Genomic DNA, 17003 nt, shown 5'->3' with positions numbered 1-17003 from the left:
GACTACTCAAATGAACACCATCTCCAGCCTTTATTACAAACAAATGACAGGAATTACGCCCGATTAGTCCACAAACGCGACACCCACGTTGAGCCCGAATCCCGGCTGAGATAGAACACCTTGGCAGCATTGGCCGCAGTGGCTCAATCCGTGTTTTAAGGGCTCAAACGTGAAAATAAAAATAAACCAGATCTCCCCCTTGTTCCTCTCTCTACTGATGCTGCATGGCGCTCCCGCCTTTGCCGAAGAAGCCGCCAGCCCGCCATCGAATCTTCTGACCGCCGCCGTCACCTGGAAGCAGACTGCCGCCGAGTTCGAGGCGCTTTATTACCAAGGGTTCAACGTCGCCCGAATGCAACTGGATCGAGCGCTGCAGGCGCACAAGCCGGGCGATAGACCATTGGCGATCATCAGCGATGTCGACGACACCGTGCTCAGCAGCAACAGCTATTGGGGCTACATGATTAATGCCGACAAGGAGTTTTTCGACGACGCGGCCTGGGACCAATGGGTGGCTGACAATGGCCCGGTTGCCACGCCCGGTGCGGTGGACTTCCTCAGCTATGCGCAATCCAAAGGCGTTGAGATTTTTTACGTCACCAGCCGCGACCAGGGTGAAAAAACCTATGAATACGCCTTGGCGAACCTGCGCAAAAACAACCTGCCGGTGGCCGACGAGAAACACCTGACGGTTTACCGTGACAGCTCCAACAAGGAGCCGCGTCAACAGGAGATCGCCAAGGATTACGATGTGGTGGTGATGCTCGGTGACAACCTCAACGACTTCAAGCGCAAGTACTACGTTGCAGACGTCAAACAGCGCACCAGCCTGATGACCGAGGACAAGGAGCAGTTCGGGCGCAAGTTCATTATTTTCCCGAACCCGACCGATGGGCACTGGCTCAAAGCGATTTTCGGCGACTCGGAACCACCGGCCACCGCGCAGAATCGTGCGAAGTTCAAGGCGGCAGCGGGTTCTACGGCCTGGCAGCCCAAACAGTAACTTGCTGATGCGATTGTCAGTCAGCGGGGGCGACAACTATTGTCGCTCCCTGCTCGGCCCGACCAGGATCCGCCAATTCTCAGATAAACGCAGCCTCGACAAAGGCCTGCAGCGTTTTCTCTTGCAGTATCTCGATGGAAAAATGCCCGAAGCGCTTTGGCAACCAGATAATCCGTCTCCCGGCGGTGGCTCCCATCGAAACGATACTCATGGTAAGCACGACGCGATTGTTCATGTAGTCGGTTTCATCACCGATTTCCCCATTGGAATACCTTCCCGTCTGTGAGACAAAAGCCCGAGCCTTTCGAGGCAACCACGCCATCAAGGAGCGCTGCACCCCATGGATGAAACCATCACTTACCGAACTGCGACGGTCGAAGACGCACTGAGCATGTGTGAGCTGGGCCAACTGCTCAATGAGGTGCACCACACGGCCCGCCCCGACATTTATGCCCCTGCCACCGTGGAGTTTTCCCGCGATCTGCCTCACTGGTCAGGCCTTTTCGAGAAGCCGGGCCATGTTGTTTTCATCGCCAGTGTCGATGACCAAGCGGTGGCGTTTATCACCGCCAGCCTGTCGGCCAGTTCAGGGCCATTGATGCAGTCGCAAAACGTTGTGCGCATCGGCTCGGTGTGTGTCGCCGAACCGTTTTCGGGCAAAGGCATAGGGCGCGGGCTGATGGCGCTCGTGAAAAACTGGGCAGTCGAACAGGATGCTCAGGATCTGCGTTTGACCGTCTGGCCGTTCAATAGCCGTGCCGCGCGGATGTATGCGGAGTTCGGATTTGAACCCCGCGCCTTTGAAATGGGCATGCGTTTGTAGACGCTTGCCCGCTCGCAGAACCCTGCCTCAACCCAAGCGCATCGACAGTTCGATGTCGTCGGCAAACGGCACGGACAGGTAACCGTTCTGCGGTGCGCGCACGTAAGCCAGGTACTCCGGGCAATAGTTGGTGTTATCCGCCACCACCAGCGCGCCCGGTTTCAGGTGTTTCTCCACCAGGCTCAACACGTCGCCATACAACGCTTTGGCGCCATCGAGCAGGAGCAGATCAACTGAAGGCGGCAGGTCGCTGGCGAGGGTGACGAGTGCGTCGCCTTCACGGATCTGCACCAGGTCGCTGACGCCGCCTTCGACGAAGTGATGACGCGCCAGGGCGATTTTCTGCGGTTCGAATTCGCTGCCGATCAGCATGCCGCCACCGTTGTCGCGCAGCGCCGCCGCCAGGTGCAGGGTCGATAGGCCGAACGAGGTGCCGAACTCGACAATCGCCTTGGCCCTGGCATTGCGCGCCAACATGTACAACAGCTTGCCGGTGTCACGGGAGACCGGAAGCCACAAGTCCTTGAGCATTGCGTAGAGCTTCAGATACTCGGTCTTGCTGTGCATCAGGCGTTCGCGCTCCGCGCCGGATACCGTTTCCAGCAGCGGACTGGTGGCGGCGCTGGCCTGGTTGTAGAGGCGTTCGATCAGGCTCGCCAGTGGTTCAGTGGTCAGGGTTGTCATGATTGCTTTCCGTCAATGGGGGATTAAGATGCGAGCAATTCGTCGCATTTAAATGATGCGAGTGATTCACCGGATCCGCTATTCGCGTTTCCCCCGAGGCCCGAGCCGCCCATGAGCAATCGCCAGACCGCCCGTATTTCCTCACGCAAACAGCCGCAGCAGGCGCGCTCCACCGATCTGGTCGCGGCGATTCTGCAGGCGGCTATTCAGGTTTTGACCGAGCATGGCGCCACCCGATTCACCACCGCACGGGTCGCGGAAAAGGCCGGTGTGAGCATCGGCTCGCTGTATCAGTACTTCCCCAACAAGGCCGCGATCCTGTTCCGTTTGCAGCGCGATGAGTGGCTGCACACCACGCAGATGCTGCAGCGGATTCTGGAAAATATCGAGCAGCCACCACTTCTGCGCCTGCGCACATTGGTGCAGGCATTTGTCCGTTCGGAGTGTGAAGAGGCACAGATGCGCGGCGCGTTGAACGATGCCGCGCCGCTGTATCGCGACGCCCCCGAGGCGCACGAAGTGCGCGCGGCAGGACGGCAGATCTTCGCCGCGTTCATCTCGCAACTGTTGCCCGAAGCCAGCGGGCCAACGCGCGCGGCGGCCTGCGAACTGATCCTGACCACGCTCAGTTCGGTGGGCAAGGATTTTTCCGCCAGCCCACGCGCCGATCTGGAAATCACCGCATTCGCCGACGGCCTGGCGGACATGTTCAGCGCTTACGTGGTGGCGCTGAATCAACCTTCAGGGTAAATCGGCTGCGTGCGGTCTGATGCGGGTGAACTGCTGTTCGGTCACGAGGGTGCCCCACTGATTGCCCTGCTCTTCCTTGCTCAGTTCGAAGCCGGACGCTTCATACAGTTGGCGCGCGGCGTCGAGGCCCTTGAAAGTCCAGAGCTGAATGGCGTCAAAACCCTGCTGATCACAAAACGCCACGGCCGTGTTCAGCAGCTGCCGGCCGACACCGCACCCACGGCAACCATCGTCGAGGATGAACCAGCGCAAATGCGCTTGCTGATGACCCAGGTCCTGCCCGTCGATCGCGATCGAACCGACGATGCGCTCGTTGAGGGTCGCGACCCAGATCTGGTTGCACGGATGATCGAGGCGACCGACGAACTCTGCCACGCCACTGGCGACCCGGCTTTCGAAGATCGCGCCGAAACCGGCATGCCGCGAGTAGTAATCGGCATGCATTTGCGCCACGCGGCCAATCAGGCCCGGGCGGTAGCCGGCGCTGATCGACAGGTTCGGCGTGAGTGTCTGTTCAGCGCCCAGGCGAATGCTCTTGAGGGCGTGGGCGTAGGTCGTGAGGCCTTGCGCCACGCTCTGTTGCTGCGAGGGATTGAGCGCCTGCAATGCCTTGTTGACCTGCGCCTGCCCGAAAGCGTGAATGGCAGCGACGGTCTGCCGGCCTTGCGGCGTCAGCTGCAAGCGCTTGACGCGAGCATCCTCGGCGGCACGCTCCTGGATCTCGCCGGCCTTGATCAGCTTGCCGACCATGCGGCTGACACTCGACTTGTCCAGCCCCAGGCTTTGCGCCAACTGCGCAGCGCTCACACCGTCCCCTGCCTCGATTTCCAGCAACGCGTGGACACCCGAGGCGGAGTAGTCGGTCGCTGCCAGCGTGGCGCGCATGAAGCCCAGTTCCCGCACCATGATGCGCGACGCCGTGCGGATGTCTTCGATCAACGCTGGGGCAATCGTCATGACCAACCACCTCTGAAAATGGTTGTCCGATACAACCATAATCCGCTACCGCAGTGCAACGGGCCGACTACGCTGAGTAACAGCCAAACGCATCGGGTCGACAAATCCGGCAGCAGGTTCCACCATGGCCCCTTTCCTTGAAATGACAGCGAGGCGTTGTAATGAGCCAATCCACCATCCGCGCGTTGATCCTTGATGACTACGCCGACAGCAGCTTTCGCGAAGCACAGATCGAACGCCCGGTGCCGCAAGCCAACGAGGTACTGGTGCGCATCGTGGCCAGTGGCGTGAACCCCATCGACTACAAGATCCGCACCGGCAACGCACCGTACGCCATGCCGCAGCTGCCAGCGATTCTCGGAACTGACATGGCCGGCGTGATTGAAGCGGTCGGCGCCAACGTCAGCCACCTGTCAGTGGGTGACGAGGTGTTCGGCATGGTCGGCGGCGTGCGCGGCCTGTCGGGGTCGCTGGCCGAATACCTGGCGGTGGATGCCGACCTGGTGGCGCTCAAGCCGAAGAATCTCGGGTTCCGAGAGGCGGCAGCAGTGCCGCTGGTGTTCCTCACGGCGTGGGAAGGTCTGGTCGACCGCGCGCACGTCAAGGCCGGTCAGAAGGTGTTGGTGCAAGGTGGCGCGGGCGGTGTCGGGCACATGGCGGTGCAAATTGCTGCGGCCTTGGGCGCTGAAGTGTTCGCCACGGTGTCGCCGGGCAAACGTGCGATTGTCGAAGGCTACGGCGCCACCGCCATCGACTATAAAAGCGTGCCGGTCGAGCAGTACGTAAACCAATTCACCGACGGCAAGGGTTTTGACGTGATCTACGACACTGTCGGCGGCCAGAGCCTGGATGATGCGTTCGCAGCGATCCGCCTCTACGGCCACGTCAGCAGTTGCGCGGCGTTCGGCACCCACAACCTGGCCACCGGTTCGCTGCGCAGTGCGACGCTGTCGGGTATTTTCGTGTTGCTGCCGATGCTCACCGGGGTCGGGCGCAAGCACCACGCGGAAATCCTCGGTTACGCCACGCGGTTGATCGAGGAAGGCAAGGTCAAGCCGTTGATGCACGCTGAACGCTTCAGCCTCAGTCAGGCGCGACAGGCACACGATGCGGTGCAACAGGGCACGGCGATTGGCAAGGTGGTGATCGACGTCGCCTGAGCGGCAAAAAATCAGGGAAAAAAAAGCCCCGCAACCGAATGAGGTGCGGGGCAAAGGATTGGTTGGTTGCGGCCAACCAAAGGAGCGCGGTCAAAACAGTTCGCAAGCCTGGGTCAGAGGCAATCCTGGGCGGCGCGTTCAAAGCTTGATGGCAGGAAGTTGGAGGCCAGCAAGTGGCGCTCGTAGATGAACACCTTGCCGCCGCTGCCGGCCTTGTAGGCTTCCAGCACGTTGTCCGCCGAGACCTTGCTCGGTACCACGATCCGGTAGCTGCGCTGCGTTTGCGAGACAGTCGGGTTCAGCGCACTGAGCTGCAGCTTCGGCACCACGCAATCGGCGTACTGCGCCGGGGTCTTGCTGGTCTGCAAGGTCAGCGTCGGGTCATTCGGCGCGGAAGCGCAACCGGCGAGCAGCAGCGTGGCAACGGCCAGGGTCGGGGCAAATAAAGAACGCATCGGTGTAATCCTGAAAATAAAGGTTCGGTTCAACTGGCAGTGGTCCAGCGTCACGGCGCCGCCTCTGCCCTTTATGTTTTTGAGTTTTCAGCTTGAAGCCACCAACGCCTTGAGCGAGGCATCGAACTGCTTCAAGGCATTGAGTTGCAGGTCACGTTGTTTCTCGATCTGCGCGGCAATCTCATGCGCCGCCTTGTCGTGTACCCAGACCGACGGGATCTGTTTCTCGACGGAGCCTTCGGCCTTGCCGATGTACTGCAGGTCGGCGTCGTAGAAACGCGCGATGAAGTGCGCTTCGAACAGGCTGTTCTGCTGGGTCAGCAAGCGGTTGAAGGTGTCGAGTTTCACCACGATGTCCGGATGTGCCTGAATCAGCGCATCGAGGTTGTCGTAGACAGTCACTGACATGAACTGGCGCTGCAGCGAGCTGAGCAACCAGTCGATCGCCAGCTCCGGATCAGAGCTGCGCACAAAGGCCGCGCGAATCTGCGAGTCCAGCGCATCCTTGGCCCCGTGCAGCGCCATGTCGTGGTAACGCGTCAGGTACTGCAGGTTTTCCCGGGTGTTTTCGCTGTACAGCACACCCACGCTCTGCGAATGCTGCAACGTCGCGACACTGCCGGCGATCGGTTGAAGATGACACGCACAGGCGTCGTCTGCGAAAGACGGTGCGGTGGTCATCACCCCGCCCATCAGCAGGGCGATCAGCGCCAGTCGGGTCAGTGTCTTCATCGCGCAATTTCCTTGAGCTGCGTGTTCAATGAAGGCAATTTTCCGCCTATTGCATACAAAGCTGAACTTGCGTTTCGTGATGGTCACTATTACTTCTAGCGATAGTTGCGCACGATAAAGACAGGTACACACTCATCCACAACGACCAGAACAACAGTGAGGTAGCCGATTTGAGAACCTTTGACCTGATCCGCGACGCGGTCTTGCCCGACTTTCGCGAGCGGGTGGCCGAATATCTGGTGCAGTACGAAAGCGTGTTGCTGGACAAAGGCATCACCGATGCGAAGCTCAAGCGTGACACCGCCAATCAGCTGCGCGGCTACCTGCGCGGGCTGAACACCACACGGGTATTGGGCATGGCCTACTGGGAAGAACTGGATCGACGGGTCGTCGACACCTGGCTCGCGCCGGCGCCATGACCGACTAGACTTGCCGGGCTGCCAATGTCCCGTCAGTCGAACCGGAGGTGTCCCCATGAGCAACACCGAACCTGCAACTTTCAACGGCTGGGCCGCCACCGCTGCCGGCGCCCCGCTGGAACGCTACCGCTACGACCCCGGTCCGTTGGGCGCAGAGGACGTGGAAGTCGCGGTGGAATACTGCGGCGTCTGCCACTCCGATCAGTCACTGATCGACAACGACTGGGGCATCAGCCGCTACCCGTTCGTGCCGGGCCACGAGGTGGTCGGCAAAATCGTGCGCGTGGGTCCGCAGGTGCGCGGTCTCGAACTGGGCCAGCGCGTCGGCATCGGTTGGTACAAGGGCAGTTGCATGCACTGCTCATCCTGCATCAGCGGCTCGCAACAGCTGTGCGGCACCGCCCAACCGACCATCATCGGCAGCCACGGCGGCTTCGCTGACCGTTTGCGCTCGCACTGGGCATGGGCAATTCCGGTGCCCGCCAATCTTGATCCGGCCATGGTCGGCCCGCTGTTCTGCGCCGGCTCCACCGTGTTCAACCCGTTGCTGCAGTTCGGCGTCAAACCCACCGACCGCGTCGGCGTGGTCGGTATCGGCGGCCTCGGTCATCTGGCGCTGCGCTTTCTCAACGCCTGGGGCTGCGAAGTCACCGCGTTTACCTCGTCGTTGAACAAACAGGACGAAGCCCGGCGTCTCGGCGCGCACAACGTGGTCGCCTCGACTGACAGCAATGCGCTGAAAGCGATTGCCGGTACCCTGGACTTCTTGCTGATCAGCGCCAACGCCGACCTTGACTGGACGGCGATGCTCGCCACCCTGCGCGGCAACGGCCGGCTGCATTTTGTCGGCATCGTGCCCAGCGCGATTCCGGTGCATGTGTTCGACCTGATCCCGCAGCAGAAATCCCTGTCCGCCTCCCCGGTCGGCTCGCCCGGGACGATGGCAACCATGCTCGAATTCTGCGCCCGGCATCAGATTCTGCCGCAGGTCGAGATGTTTCCCATGAGCAAGGTCAACGAGGCGGTCGACCATCTGCGCAGCGGCAAGGCGCGCTATCGCGTGGTGCTCGACGCCAGCCAGTAACGAAACCGTGCGGCGCCTGTCCGTGCAGACGCCGCCGCTCCTGCCAAAACAGGCCCAAACGCTTACAATCGCCGGTCTAACCGAACTTCAGACAGGCTCTTCAAGAAATGCCGCTCGATCCACCAACGATGCTGACCATCTCGATCGCTCTAGCGGCCGCTGCCGCGCTCTACCTGGCGGTCGAGTGGCGCAGTATTCGTGAGCCTTCGCTGCTGTTGTGGAGCGCCGGTTTCGCCACGATTACCGTCGGTTCCACCTTGGCCCTGCTGCGCAGCAACGGCTTTTTGCTGATCGGCATCTGGTTCGCCAACGGCCTGCTGGTGACCGCCCATTTCCTGTTTCTGCTGGGGGTGGCGCGCTTCACCCGGATTCGGCTGTCCCGGGCCTGGTACCTGATCTTCGTCACCTGGCTGGTGATGTTGCTGCTGCCGGACGGGCCGCTGTGGTCGAAGGTGATGCTGGCCGCCAACTCGCTGCTGGTGGCCGCCTCGACGCTCAAGGCCAGTCTGCTGCTGCGTCCGCATGGCAAATCGCTGAGCGTCGGCGCGGTGCAACTGCGCTACGTGTTGCTGGGCCACGGTATTTTCTATGTGGCCAAGGCCCTGACGGTGATGATCCCCGGGACTCTGATTGATCTGGCCGCGTTCCGTGGCGAAATCATCCAGATCTCGCTGGTCGAAGGCGCGATGGCGATCATGCTGATCGCGCTGTCGATGACCGGAACCGAACGCTACCGGCGCGAAGAGCAGATCGCCCGGTTGGCCGCCCGTGATCCGCTGACCGCCCTTTTCAACCGCCGCGCCCTCGACGTGCGCGCCCCGCGCCTGCTGAGGGACGTCTCTGCGCAGCAACCCGGAGCGCTGCTGCTGATCGATATCGACAACTTCAAACTGGTCAACGACCAGTACGGCCACACTGCCGGCGACCGCCTGCTGGTGGCCTTGAGCGAGATGATCCGTGCCGAATCACCCGACGGCGCACTGGCCGCCCGACTGGGCGGAGACGAGTTCGTGATATTGCTGAATAACGCGCCGAGTGAACGCATCGTCGCCCTCGGCGACACCCTGCGCGATCAGTTTCAGCGCAGCGCCATTCAGGCATTCCCGACCTCGGAGCCAGTGACGCTGAGCATCGGCGCCACCCTGTTCAACAAGCCGCCAGCCAGCCTCGCAGCACTGATTGAGCAAGGCGATGCCGCACTCTACGAATCCAAGCGCGGCGGACGCAACCGCCTGCGCCTGACCGGACTCACCCCTTCAGGATGACCAGACCCATGCCCTGTTTCGACACTCCCCTGCAAGACCTCGCCGCCCCCGAAGGCGTCTGCTACGGCTGCGGCGGCCGCAATCCGCACGGGCTGCACGTGAAAAGCTTCTGGCACGAAGACGGCGTGCACGTCATGGCCGAACACCTGCCGGACGACAAATACTGCGGCTGGCCGGATCTGGTGTACGGCGGCTTGCTGGCGATGCTGGTCGATTGCCATTCCAACTGGACGGCGATGGCCTGGCACTATCGTAACGAACAGCGTGCACCGGGCAGCCTGCCGCGTATCGACTGCGTGACCGGCAACCTCGGCATCAAGTTCATCAAACCCACACCAATGGGCGTGCCACTGACCTTGCGCGCCAAGGTCGAGGGCGAGGTCGGGCGCAAGACGCGGGTGATCTGCGAGGTGTACGCCGGGGATGTGCTGACGGCGATTGGCGATTCGGTGTTTGTGCGAATCGATACCGGGCAACTGGCAGACGCTGCTCACGGGCGACAGGCATAGAGCAAACGCGGCTAGGCGCGACCCTGTCGAAAACGCAGAAGCTATCGCAGACCGCACTTCCCAGGAGTTTCCAACCCGTGTCCGAGCTGCCGATCCACTTCGCCTACACCCGACGTTTCAACGCCGTGCTCGCCTATATCGAGGCCCATCTCGAGGACGACTTGTCGGTGAGTACGTTGAGTCAGGTGGCGAACTTTTCGGTGTTTCACTTCCATCGGCAATTCAGCGCCTTCGTCGGCGTGCCGGTCTCGCGCTACGTGCAGCTGATGCGATTGCGCCGAGCGGCGCATCGGCTGGCCGCGCAACCGGAGCACTCGATACTCGACGCCGCGTCTGACGCCGGGTTCGAGAGTCCGGAAGCGTTCAGCCGAGCGTTCAGGCGCGACTTCGGCATGACGCCGAGTGCCTTCAGGAAGCAGCCGAACTGGCAGACCTGGAATGCGGTGTTCGCCATCCCTCACTTTTCCAGGAGCGTCATCATGCACACCAGAATCATCGATTTCCCAACCGTACGGGTCGCCGCACTTGAGCATTGCGGCTCGCCGGGTGAGGTTCAGCAAAGCGTGCAGAGATTCATTGCGTGGCGCATGCACAGCGGGCAGTCGCCCGTGGCGTCGAGTCGCACCTTCGGCATTCCCTACAACAATCCCGACACCACACCCGCGGAGGATTTTCGCTTTGCCATTTGCGGTGAGATTGACCAGGCCGTCACACCCAATACGTTCGGCGTGCGCGAAATGGTCATTCCCGGCGGTCGTTGTGTGGTGGTACGACACGTGGGTTCACCGGATCACATCGGCGAAACGATCTACCCGATCTACCGCGACTGGCTGCCAACCAGCGGCGAGGAATTGCGCGATCATCCGCTGTTTTTCCATTACCTGAGCGTGTATCCGCAGACGCCGCAGGAGCAGTGGCAAACGGACGTGTACGTGCCGTTGCAATCGTAAGAGCCGCCGAGGTGTTTTTCCGCTTGTCGTGTGCAATGCCAACCCCTTATAAGAGCGGCTCTTTCTCTCGAACTAAAGGATGTACACATGAGCAATGCCTGGAACGAAGGGTATTTCACCGACGAGGGCTACACCTACTCGTACAGCCGGGAAATCAACCCGGTGTTCCAGCGCTTTTGTCTGTTGTTGCGTGGCTTTGCCACGCTGGAAAATGCCGGCGGCTATCACTGCGAGCTGGGCTTCGGTCAGGGCGTCTCGATCAACATCCACGCCGCCGCCAACCCGGGAAACTACGTCGGCACGGACTTCACGCCGTCCCAGGCGGCGCATGCCATCGCTCTGGCCAACGACTGGAACAGCCAGGCGCAGCTGTACGATGACAGTTTCGAGCAACTGCTGGCCCGCGATGATCTGCCGGCGTTCGACAGCATCAGCCTGCATGGCATCTGGACGTGGGTCAGCCGGGATAATCAGCAACTGATCGTCGAGTTCGCCCGTCGCCACCTCAAGCCGGGGGGCCTGTTGTATGTCAGCTACAACTGCTTCCCGGGCTGGTCGCCTTCGGCGCCATTGCGCAATCTGTTCAGCCTGCACAACCGCTTTGCCAGCCAGATTTCTACCAGCCCGGCCAAACGCATCGATGCCGCACTGCAGTTTTCCGAAGCGCTGCTGGCGGCCAATCCGAAATATGCCCACGCAGCGCCGAGCCTGGGCGCCCAGTTGAACAGCATCAAGGGCCAGAATCGTCAGTACGTGGCCCATGAGTATTTCAACCGCGACTGGAACTGCATGTATTTCACTGACGTGGTCGACGCCATGACCGCAGCCAAACTGGACTACGCCGCGACCGCCGTGCCGCTGGATACCGTGGCCCCGCTGAACCTGAGCGCAGAAGGCATGGACTTTCTCGAGGGCATCGAGCATCCGGTCATGCGCGAGCAAGCGCGTGACTACTTCGTCAATCAGAATTTCCGTCGGGACCTGTACATCCGCGGCGCCAATCGGCTGTCTGCCGCCGAGCACCGTGACGGCCTGCTGAGGACCCGCTTTGCCCTGTTGCAGACCGTTGAAAGCATTCCGGGCACGGTGACCGGTCCGGCGGGCGAGGCTGCGCTGCAAGCGGAGATTTACAGTCCGGTGCTCGCAGCGCTCGCCGCCAACGCCTGCCAGCCGAAAACCCTGCAGCAATTGTTGATGGCGGTCGGCTCCGTTTCGTATGACGATCTGTTGCAGGCCGTCACCGTGCTGATTGGCATGGGCGTTGTTGCGCCGTGCCAGAGCGAAGCCGCCGAACGACAGGTGCAGGAGCGTTGCAACACCCTCAACCTGCAACTGTGCAAGCGTGCGCTGTTCAACAGCAACATTCAGGTGCTGGCCAGCCCGGTTACCGGCGGTGGCGTGCCGGTCGGCCGCTTCCAGCAGTTGTTCCTGATTGCGCTCAAGCAAGGCATGACGCATCCAGGCGAATGGGCAGAGTTGGCGTGGGGCGTCATCAGTGCCCAAGGCGAAGCGCTGCTCAAAGGTGATCAGCCGCTGCTCACCGCCGCAGAAAACCTTGCCGAACTGACTGAGCAGGCCCAGGCATTTGCCGAGACATCGCTGGGCATTCTCCAGGCGTTGAAAATTGCTTGATCCTTGCCTGCGCAGCGACTGACGCGCAGGCAACCCGGGCGACTGGCCGCCATCGAAAGCGCCAGTCGTCTGCGTTTACCGCTCTGAGTGCCGTCATCTGAGCAGCCACACCGCTTGCCTCGCCCCGCGCCCCGGCAAAGAAGCAAAATTGCCATGTGTTTCCATCGTTCCTTCTTGCGTCGCACTGTTCATTGCCCGTTCCTGTCTGGAGTTCCTCGATGCCCGCGTCAAAATCCCTGCCCACTGCCCTGTTGAGCCTCGCCCTCGCCTGCCCGGCCATGGCCGAGGAACCCAAAGGCATGGAATTGGGCCAGGTGCTGATTTCGGCCGAGGAACAGAGCGGCGCCGATGCCTCCGTGGCCGAGGCCGAGGCGCGCCTTGCGCAGGTGCCCGGCGGCACCAACGTGGTCGACCTGCGCCAGCCGCTGCAAGGTCGGGTCGCGAGCAATCAGGACGTGTTGGCGTATCAGCCGGGGGTCTACGCGCAGTCGGCGGGTAATGAGGGGGTGAAGATCTCGATCCGTGGCTCGGGAATCAACCGTGCACCCGGCGCTCATGCTTCGGGGCTGTACACCATGCTCGACGGCCTGCCGCTGACCGGCCCGGGCGGCACGCCCTACGAATTGCTCGAACCGCTGTGGCTCGACCATGTGGAGGTGCTGCGCGGCGCCAACGGCTTCGATCGGGGCGCTCTGGCGCTGGGCGGCGCCATCGATTACGTCAGCCACACCGGTTACGACGCGCCGAAATTGCAGGTGCGCTACGTCACCGGCAGCCATGGTTATCAGCAGCGTCAGGTCAGCTCCGGGCAGGTGCTGGGCGACTTCGACTACTACGTGTCGTTGACCGATTCGAACGCCGACGGCTATCAGGATCACACCGCCAGCGACAGTCAGGGGGTGATCGCCAATTTCGGCTATCGCTTCAACCCGAACCTGGAAACCCGTTTCTATTTCCGCTACCGGCAGACCGACAACGACCTCGCCGGGCGCGTGACCAAGCACTCGATCGAGCACGACCCGCGAGCGGCCAACCCGGCCTACGTGTCGCGCGACGACAGCCGCAAGCAACCGGGCAGCACCTTCATCGGCAACAAGACCACCTACTACATCGATGATGATTCGAGTATTCAGACCGGGCTGGTCTACCACGACTACCCGATGGACCTGCGCGAAGGCCCGAACCGGCTGAAAGTGGCCTACACCGACGTCAGCGGCACCTTCGATTACAAGCGCCGCGACAGCATTTTCGGTCTGGAAAGCCGCAGCACCGTCGGCCTGCGCACCACCAAACACCTGCCCAATGACGGCGCCAGCGAGTTCGTGCGCATCCCCAGCGGTAACACCGCCGGCTATGCGCCTGGCACCCGCATGCGTAACTTCACCTATCAGGGTTCGGACACGGTTCTGCACGTTGGCAACGACCTGGAAATCGCCGATGACCTGTGGCTGACGACCGGTCTCGCCGCTATCTATACCCGCCGCGAAAGCGCCGTCACCTACCCGCAAAGCGGCGGCAAGACCAGCCTGAGCGACTGGGACTACGCACCGCGCCTGGGCTTTCGCTATCAGCTCACGCCGGACCTGCAATTGTTCGGCAACCTCAGCCGTTCGGTCGAGGCACCGCATCCGTGGTCGCTGATCTACAGCTCGAACATCCGCTTCCCGGCCGGCAACGGTGCGGCGACCGGCACCCAGAGCGACCCGATCAAACTGCAAAACCAGACCGCCACCACCCTCGAACTCGGCGGGCGTGGCGACAGCGCAATCGGCCAGTGGAGCCTGGCGTGGTACTACGCGCAGGTGCGCCACGAACTGCTTTCGGTGCTGCCGGACGCCAACGCTGTCACGCCTTACGAACTCAACGCCAGCCCCACCGTGCATCAAGGCGTGGAAGCCAGCCTGCAAAGCACCCTGTGGTCAGCCGCCGACGGGCGCAAATTGAGCCTGCGCCAGGCTTACACCTTCAGCGACTTCCATTACCGCGACGATGAGCGTTTCGGCGACAACCGCCTGCCCGGCCTGCCGATGCACTACTACCAGGGCGAACTGCGCCACGACTGGCCGCAAGGCTTCTTCGCGGCGGTCAATACGCAACTGGTGTCCAAAGTCGCGGTGGATTACGCCAACAGCTACTACGCCGATCCCTACGCGCTGTTCGGCGCCAGCGTCGGCTACAACGCGCCGAAAAACGACTGGCAAACCTGGCTGGACCTGCGCAACCTGACCAACCAGCACTACGCCGCGACGGTCACTCCGGGGTATGACGACAAGGGCCAGGACGCGGCGCGGTCTACGCCGGGTGAAGGATTGGGGGTTTATGTCGGGGTGTCGTGGAGCTTGCTCTGACCGCATGAGCTGACCATCACTCAAGGCATGCAGCGGGTCAGAACGGCCCCTGCGTCATCACCCGCGTCTCGATGATATTGCGCAGAGCCTCGACCCGCCGCTGATACAGATCCGTCAGACAACCGACCTTGGCGCCACAGGCCTTGCGGCTTTTCTGAAAGGCCTGTTGCTCGCCGATCAAGGCGTCGCGCCCGCCCATCGGCAGCAGGCGTTTGTCGAGGCTGAACAGCTCGCCCATGGTCACATCCAGATCGTTCAGCGCGCGATTGGCGCAGACCGCTTTTTCGTCCGCGGCCTTGGCCTTGGCGCAATCGAAGCTGGCGGCGCGTGCCATATCGGCGGCCAGCAGCAAACCGGCGCCGAGCAGCGCGCCGATCACCGATGAAATTTCTCGAACTCGCGTCATGTCGTCGTATCCAACGTGGTAAGCCAATGGAGGTATGAAAAATGAAAAGTACCGATGACAGCAAGCCTGCAACCCCTCACAACGCACCACCGCTCGACGCGGCGGGCAAACCGGTGGATGTCGTTCGCCGCGATCTGCAGGACAGCGACGACAACACCAGGGCCGTGGACGAGGTGATTACGCCAACCTCGATCCGCACCAAGGAACAGGAGGCCGAGGAACTCAAGCGTAAGACCGATGCGATCGAACGCAAGGTTGCCGACGGCAATTAGTTCGCCCAGCACCGGACAGCGCTGCTCGAATATACCTGGCGAGTGCATTGCTTATTGCCAATGAATCCATCCGTTGTGTGCTCCTTTCTGTCCTACCGATAACCGTGTCCGCTCAAAGGCTTGGAGGCCTTGAGCGAGCACGCCCGGTTTACCGTCAATGTCCCGCGCACGACCGTTCGGCGCTTTCTCTGGCAGGCCTGCGAAATCGGATCTAGGGTTGCGTGGCTGGCGATATGCCAGCGACCCGCGAACGTCAGACAGACGCTCGCCCGTAGCGGCACTGGAAAAGAAATCAGGGATGGTTTTTGTGCTTGCGGTTCCCTCTGCGCTCTAGCCGAGCGCACCACTGATCCCTGCGTTTCGTTGTGTTCTATCAAGGACAGAAAGATGAACAACGTACCGGTCAATTCCTCTCGCCTGTCACTGCGACAGGCCACGCGCGACGCTCCGAAAGCCCAGCCCGGCGGCTTCGGCTGAGAACTCGCGCGCCAGCGCCGGTGTCTGCGCGCCGATGCTGGGCAAACTGAAAATACCACTTGATCAGATCCCGACGGATCAGGTTGCTCGCTCGCCGAGAACGCCGCTTGCCGGTGTTCTTGCAGGCAGAGGCTGCCTGTCTGTCAGGTAAGGCGCCCCTTCACCAGGGGCGGTTCTGCAGCACGGATGAGGAAAACCTCGTTATGACCCGTTCAACGGCCAACATCCCGCCTTACGGGGTCGCCATTCAAAGTGCGATCAAACAAGGCGATGTGCAGCACATGAAGACGTTGTTGCAACAACGCGACACCAGCAAACCTGAAGCGCAAGACCTGAAAGACGCGTACGAAAACCTGGCCAGGGAAGTTTCCAGGCACGAAAAGTCCTGAAGCCATCAATCACATTGCAATGGAGGCAAACAACATGTCCGGTTCTACTGAAAATGTCGGCCTGTTTCCGGTGAGCTACCGCATCGGCACCGGCGCGCCCGGTGCGCAGACGCTGGTACTGCACCTGCTGGTCTCGACACCCAATACGAAGGTCAACGGTACTGCAGCGATCACCCAGGCAACCAATCCGCCACTCGACGTGCATTCAGACGTCTGGGGCGAGTACACCTACCTCACCGTGATGTCGCCCGGGGTCAGCAAAATCCTCGTGACCGCCCAAGGCAATCACGGCGGCCCGGGGTCCAACTCGATCAATAACTTCGATGTGCGTCTGGTGGTGGGTACCGACTGGCGCGAAGGCGTCGCCAACTATCGCTACTTCGATGGTCAACGCTGGCACGAGGTCAATAACGCCCCGGCGCATCTGCAGGAATCGCTGCCATCACCGTACAACCCAGGCCCTGTGATCAATCCGCACCCGCCAACCCTGCCGCTGTACGCCGCGCCGATTCAGAGCGCAATCGCCAGCGGTGACCTGGCCCAGATGAAGAATCTGGCCAAACTCGCCCAGCAGCAGCTGGACCAGCAACCGCAACTGCAGAGCGCACTGGAAGCGGCGAAGAAAGAAGTCAGCCGGCTGCAGAGCCGCTGAGTCAGGCCACTTGATCCGCCATTCATTTTAGGGAGT

At 61.5% G+C, this 17003-nt stretch carries 19 protein-coding genes and 1 pseudogene; 14 read left to right on the top strand and 6 right to left on the bottom strand.

Annotation, left to right across the window (positions count from 1 at the left end):
* Positions 1 to 217 precede the first annotated feature (217 nt).
* On the top strand, positions 218 to 1003 hold the full coding sequence (locus U862_RS0117395) for a 5'-nucleotidase, lipoprotein e(P4) family (RefSeq protein WP_049828020.1): 786 nt from the start codon (positions 218 to 220) through the stop codon (positions 1001 to 1003).
* 79 nt (positions 1004 to 1082) lie between these two features.
* On the opposite strand, the pseudogene U862_RS30785 reads toward U862_RS0117395, so the two are convergent.
* Positions 1083 to 1184: pseudogene (locus U862_RS30785) on the bottom strand (methylmalonyl-CoA epimerase); the annotation flags it as partial.
* Between the two features lie 159 nt (positions 1185 to 1343).
* Here U862_RS30785 and U862_RS0117385 point away from each other — a divergent pair.
* Positions 1344 to 1826 carry a GNAT family N-acetyltransferase gene (locus U862_RS0117385; protein WP_025111572.1) on the top strand — a complete coding sequence of 161 codons (483 nt, stop codon included), beginning with the start codon at positions 1344 to 1346 and terminating at the stop codon, positions 1824 to 1826.
* Positions 1827 to 1853: 27 nt separating this feature from the next.
* Here the strand turns inward: U862_RS0117385 and U862_RS0117380 are convergent, their stop codons facing one another.
* Positions 1854 to 2510, bottom strand: a complete 657-nt coding sequence (locus U862_RS0117380) for an O-methyltransferase (RefSeq protein ID WP_025111571.1) — start codon at positions 2508 to 2510, stop codon at positions 1854 to 1856.
* A gap of 111 nt (positions 2511 to 2621) precedes the next feature.
* Here U862_RS0117380 and U862_RS0117375 point away from each other — a divergent pair, with 111 nt between their 5' ends.
* A complete protein-coding gene (locus U862_RS0117375) occupies positions 2622 to 3260 on the top strand; it encodes a TetR family transcriptional regulator (protein WP_025111570.1) in 639 nt (212 codons plus the stop codon).
* Here the strand turns inward: U862_RS0117375 and U862_RS0117370 are convergent.
* Entirely contained in the window at positions 3252 to 4217 is a 966-nt protein-coding gene (locus tag U862_RS0117370; RefSeq protein WP_025111569.1) for a helix-turn-helix domain-containing GNAT family N-acetyltransferase, read from the bottom strand. The two genes, U862_RS0117375 and U862_RS0117370, sit on opposite strands and share 9 nt — an antisense overlap.
* Before the next feature lie 161 nt (positions 4218 to 4378).
* On the opposite strand from U862_RS0117370, the gene U862_RS0117365 reads away from it, so the two are divergent.
* Positions 4379 to 5377, top strand: coding sequence for a zinc-dependent alcohol dehydrogenase family protein (locus U862_RS0117365; protein ID WP_025111568.1), 999 nt, complete (start codon positions 4379 to 4381; stop codon positions 5375 to 5377).
* Between the two features lie 113 nt (positions 5378 to 5490).
* Here the strand turns inward: U862_RS0117365 and U862_RS0117360 are convergent, their stop codons facing one another.
* Positions 5491 to 5832, bottom strand: a complete 342-nt coding sequence (locus U862_RS0117360; RefSeq protein ID WP_025111567.1) for a hypothetical protein — start codon at positions 5830 to 5832, stop codon at positions 5491 to 5493.
* Positions 5833 to 5919: 87 nt separating this feature from the next.
* On the bottom strand, positions 5920 to 6564 hold the full coding sequence (locus tag U862_RS0117355; protein ID WP_025111566.1) for a hypothetical protein: 645 nt from the start codon (positions 6562 to 6564) through the stop codon (positions 5920 to 5922).
* Positions 6565 to 6734: 170 nt separating this feature from the next.
* Between U862_RS0117355 and U862_RS0117350 the strand changes: the two genes are divergently transcribed.
* From U862_RS0117350 to U862_RS0117320, 7 genes are all read left to right on the top strand, one after another.
* Positions 6735 to 6983: a hypothetical protein gene (locus tag U862_RS0117350; protein WP_025111565.1), complete on the top strand. Its 249-nt coding sequence runs from the start codon at positions 6735 to 6737 to the stop codon at positions 6981 to 6983.
* A gap of 55 nt (positions 6984 to 7038) precedes the next feature.
* Positions 7039 to 8067, top strand: a complete 1029-nt coding sequence (locus U862_RS0117345) for an NAD(P)-dependent alcohol dehydrogenase (RefSeq protein WP_025111564.1) — start codon at positions 7039 to 7041, stop codon at positions 8065 to 8067.
* Positions 8068 to 8174: 107 nt separating this feature from the next.
* Positions 8175 to 9332 (top strand): GGDEF domain-containing protein, encoded by a 1158-nt coding sequence (locus tag U862_RS0117340; RefSeq protein WP_025111563.1) that lies wholly within the window; start codon positions 8175 to 8177, stop codon positions 9330 to 9332.
* An 8-nt stretch (positions 9333 to 9340) separates the two neighbouring features.
* Complete coding sequence (locus U862_RS0117335; RefSeq protein ID WP_025111562.1) at positions 9341 to 9841, top strand: PaaI family thioesterase; 501 nt, start codon at positions 9341 to 9343, stop codon at positions 9839 to 9841.
* Between the two features lie 86 nt (positions 9842 to 9927).
* Positions 9928 to 10791: a GyrI-like domain-containing protein gene (locus tag U862_RS0117330; RefSeq protein ID WP_371262581.1), complete on the top strand. Its 864-nt coding sequence runs from the start codon at positions 9928 to 9930 to the stop codon at positions 10789 to 10791.
* Between the two features lie 87 nt (positions 10792 to 10878).
* A complete protein-coding gene (locus tag U862_RS0117325) occupies positions 10879 to 12423 on the top strand; it encodes a class I SAM-dependent methyltransferase (RefSeq protein ID WP_025111560.1) in 1545 nt (514 codons plus the stop codon).
* A 218-nt stretch (positions 12424 to 12641) separates the two neighbouring features.
* A complete protein-coding gene (locus tag U862_RS0117320) occupies positions 12642 to 14771 on the top strand; it encodes a TonB-dependent receptor domain-containing protein (RefSeq protein WP_025111559.1) in 2130 nt (709 codons plus the stop codon).
* Positions 14772 to 14808: 37 nt separating this feature from the next.
* On the opposite strand, the gene U862_RS0117315 is transcribed toward U862_RS0117320, so the two are convergent.
* Entirely contained in the window at positions 14809 to 15177 is a 369-nt protein-coding gene (locus U862_RS0117315) for a lysozyme inhibitor LprI family protein (RefSeq protein ID WP_029977701.1), read from the bottom strand.
* Positions 15178 to 15218: 41 nt separating this feature from the next.
* Here U862_RS0117315 and U862_RS0117310 point away from each other — a divergent pair, with 41 nt between their 5' ends.
* The 3 genes from U862_RS0117310 (at position 15219) to U862_RS0117295 (ending at position 16967) form a co-directional block, all read left to right on the top strand.
* On the top strand, positions 15219 to 15449 hold the full coding sequence (locus U862_RS0117310) for a hypothetical protein (RefSeq protein WP_025111557.1): 231 nt from the start codon (positions 15219 to 15221) through the stop codon (positions 15447 to 15449).
* Positions 15450 to 16129: 680 nt separating this feature from the next.
* Positions 16130 to 16315 (top strand): DUF1843 domain-containing protein, encoded by a 186-nt coding sequence (locus U862_RS0117300; RefSeq protein WP_025111556.1) that lies wholly within the window; start codon positions 16130 to 16132, stop codon positions 16313 to 16315.
* Positions 16316 to 16349: 34 nt separating this feature from the next.
* Entirely contained in the window at positions 16350 to 16967 is a 618-nt protein-coding gene (locus U862_RS0117295) for a DUF1842 domain-containing protein (RefSeq protein WP_025111555.1), read from the top strand.
* The last annotated feature ends 36 nt before the right edge of the window (positions 16968 to 17003 follow it).

Source organism: Pseudomonas sp. H1h (genome assembly GCF_000633255.1).
GTDB lineage: Bacteria > Pseudomonadota > Gammaproteobacteria > Pseudomonadales > Pseudomonadaceae > Aquipseudomonas.
The sequence above is the reverse complement of the archived record's forward strand: the minus strand, read 5'-3'. Positions and strand labels throughout refer to the sequence as shown.

Bases quoted from the DNA above. Each gene is read 5' to 3' on its own strand.
- U862_RS0117395 (WP_049828020.1), top strand. From the start codon at position 218: ATGCTGCATGGCGCTCCCGCCTTTGCCGAAGAAGCCGCCAGCCCGCCA.
- U862_RS0117385 (WP_025111572.1), top strand. From the start codon at position 1,344: ATGGATGAAACCATCACTTACCGAACTGCGACGGTCGAAGACGCACTG.
- U862_RS0117380 (WP_025111571.1), bottom strand. From the start codon at position 2,510: ATGACAACCCTGACCACTGAACCACTGGCGAGCCTGATCGAACGCCTC.
- U862_RS0117375 (WP_025111570.1), top strand. From the start codon at position 2,622: ATGAGCAATCGCCAGACCGCCCGTATTTCCTCACGCAAACAGCCGCAG.
- U862_RS0117370 (WP_025111569.1), bottom strand. From the start codon at position 4,217: ATGACGATTGCCCCAGCGTTGATCGAAGACATCCGCACGGCGTCGCGC.
- U862_RS0117365 (WP_025111568.1), top strand. From the start codon at position 4,379: ATGAGCCAATCCACCATCCGCGCGTTGATCCTTGATGACTACGCCGAC.
- U862_RS0117360 (WP_025111567.1), bottom strand. From the start codon at position 5,832: ATGCGTTCTTTATTTGCCCCGACCCTGGCCGTTGCCACGCTGCTGCTC.
- U862_RS0117355 (WP_025111566.1), bottom strand. From the start codon at position 6,564: ATGAAGACACTGACCCGACTGGCGCTGATCGCCCTGCTGATGGGCGGG.
- U862_RS0117345 (WP_025111564.1), top strand. From the start codon at position 7,039: ATGAGCAACACCGAACCTGCAACTTTCAACGGCTGGGCCGCCACCGCT.
- U862_RS0117340 (WP_025111563.1), top strand. From the start codon at position 8,175: ATGCCGCTCGATCCACCAACGATGCTGACCATCTCGATCGCTCTAGCG.
- U862_RS0117335 (WP_025111562.1), top strand. From the start codon at position 9,341: ATGCCCTGTTTCGACACTCCCCTGCAAGACCTCGCCGCCCCCGAAGGC.
- U862_RS0117325 (WP_025111560.1), top strand. From the start codon at position 10,879: ATGAGCAATGCCTGGAACGAAGGGTATTTCACCGACGAGGGCTACACC.
- U862_RS0117320 (WP_025111559.1), top strand. From the start codon at position 12,642: ATGCCCGCGTCAAAATCCCTGCCCACTGCCCTGTTGAGCCTCGCCCTC.
- U862_RS0117315 (WP_029977701.1), bottom strand. From the start codon at position 15,177: ATGACGCGAGTTCGAGAAATTTCATCGGTGATCGGCGCGCTGCTCGGC.
- U862_RS0117310 (WP_025111557.1), top strand. From the start codon at position 15,219: ATGAAAAGTACCGATGACAGCAAGCCTGCAACCCCTCACAACGCACCA.
- U862_RS0117300 (WP_025111556.1), top strand. From the start codon at position 16,130: ATGACCCGTTCAACGGCCAACATCCCGCCTTACGGGGTCGCCATTCAA.
- U862_RS0117295 (WP_025111555.1), top strand. From the start codon at position 16,350: ATGTCCGGTTCTACTGAAAATGTCGGCCTGTTTCCGGTGAGCTACCGC.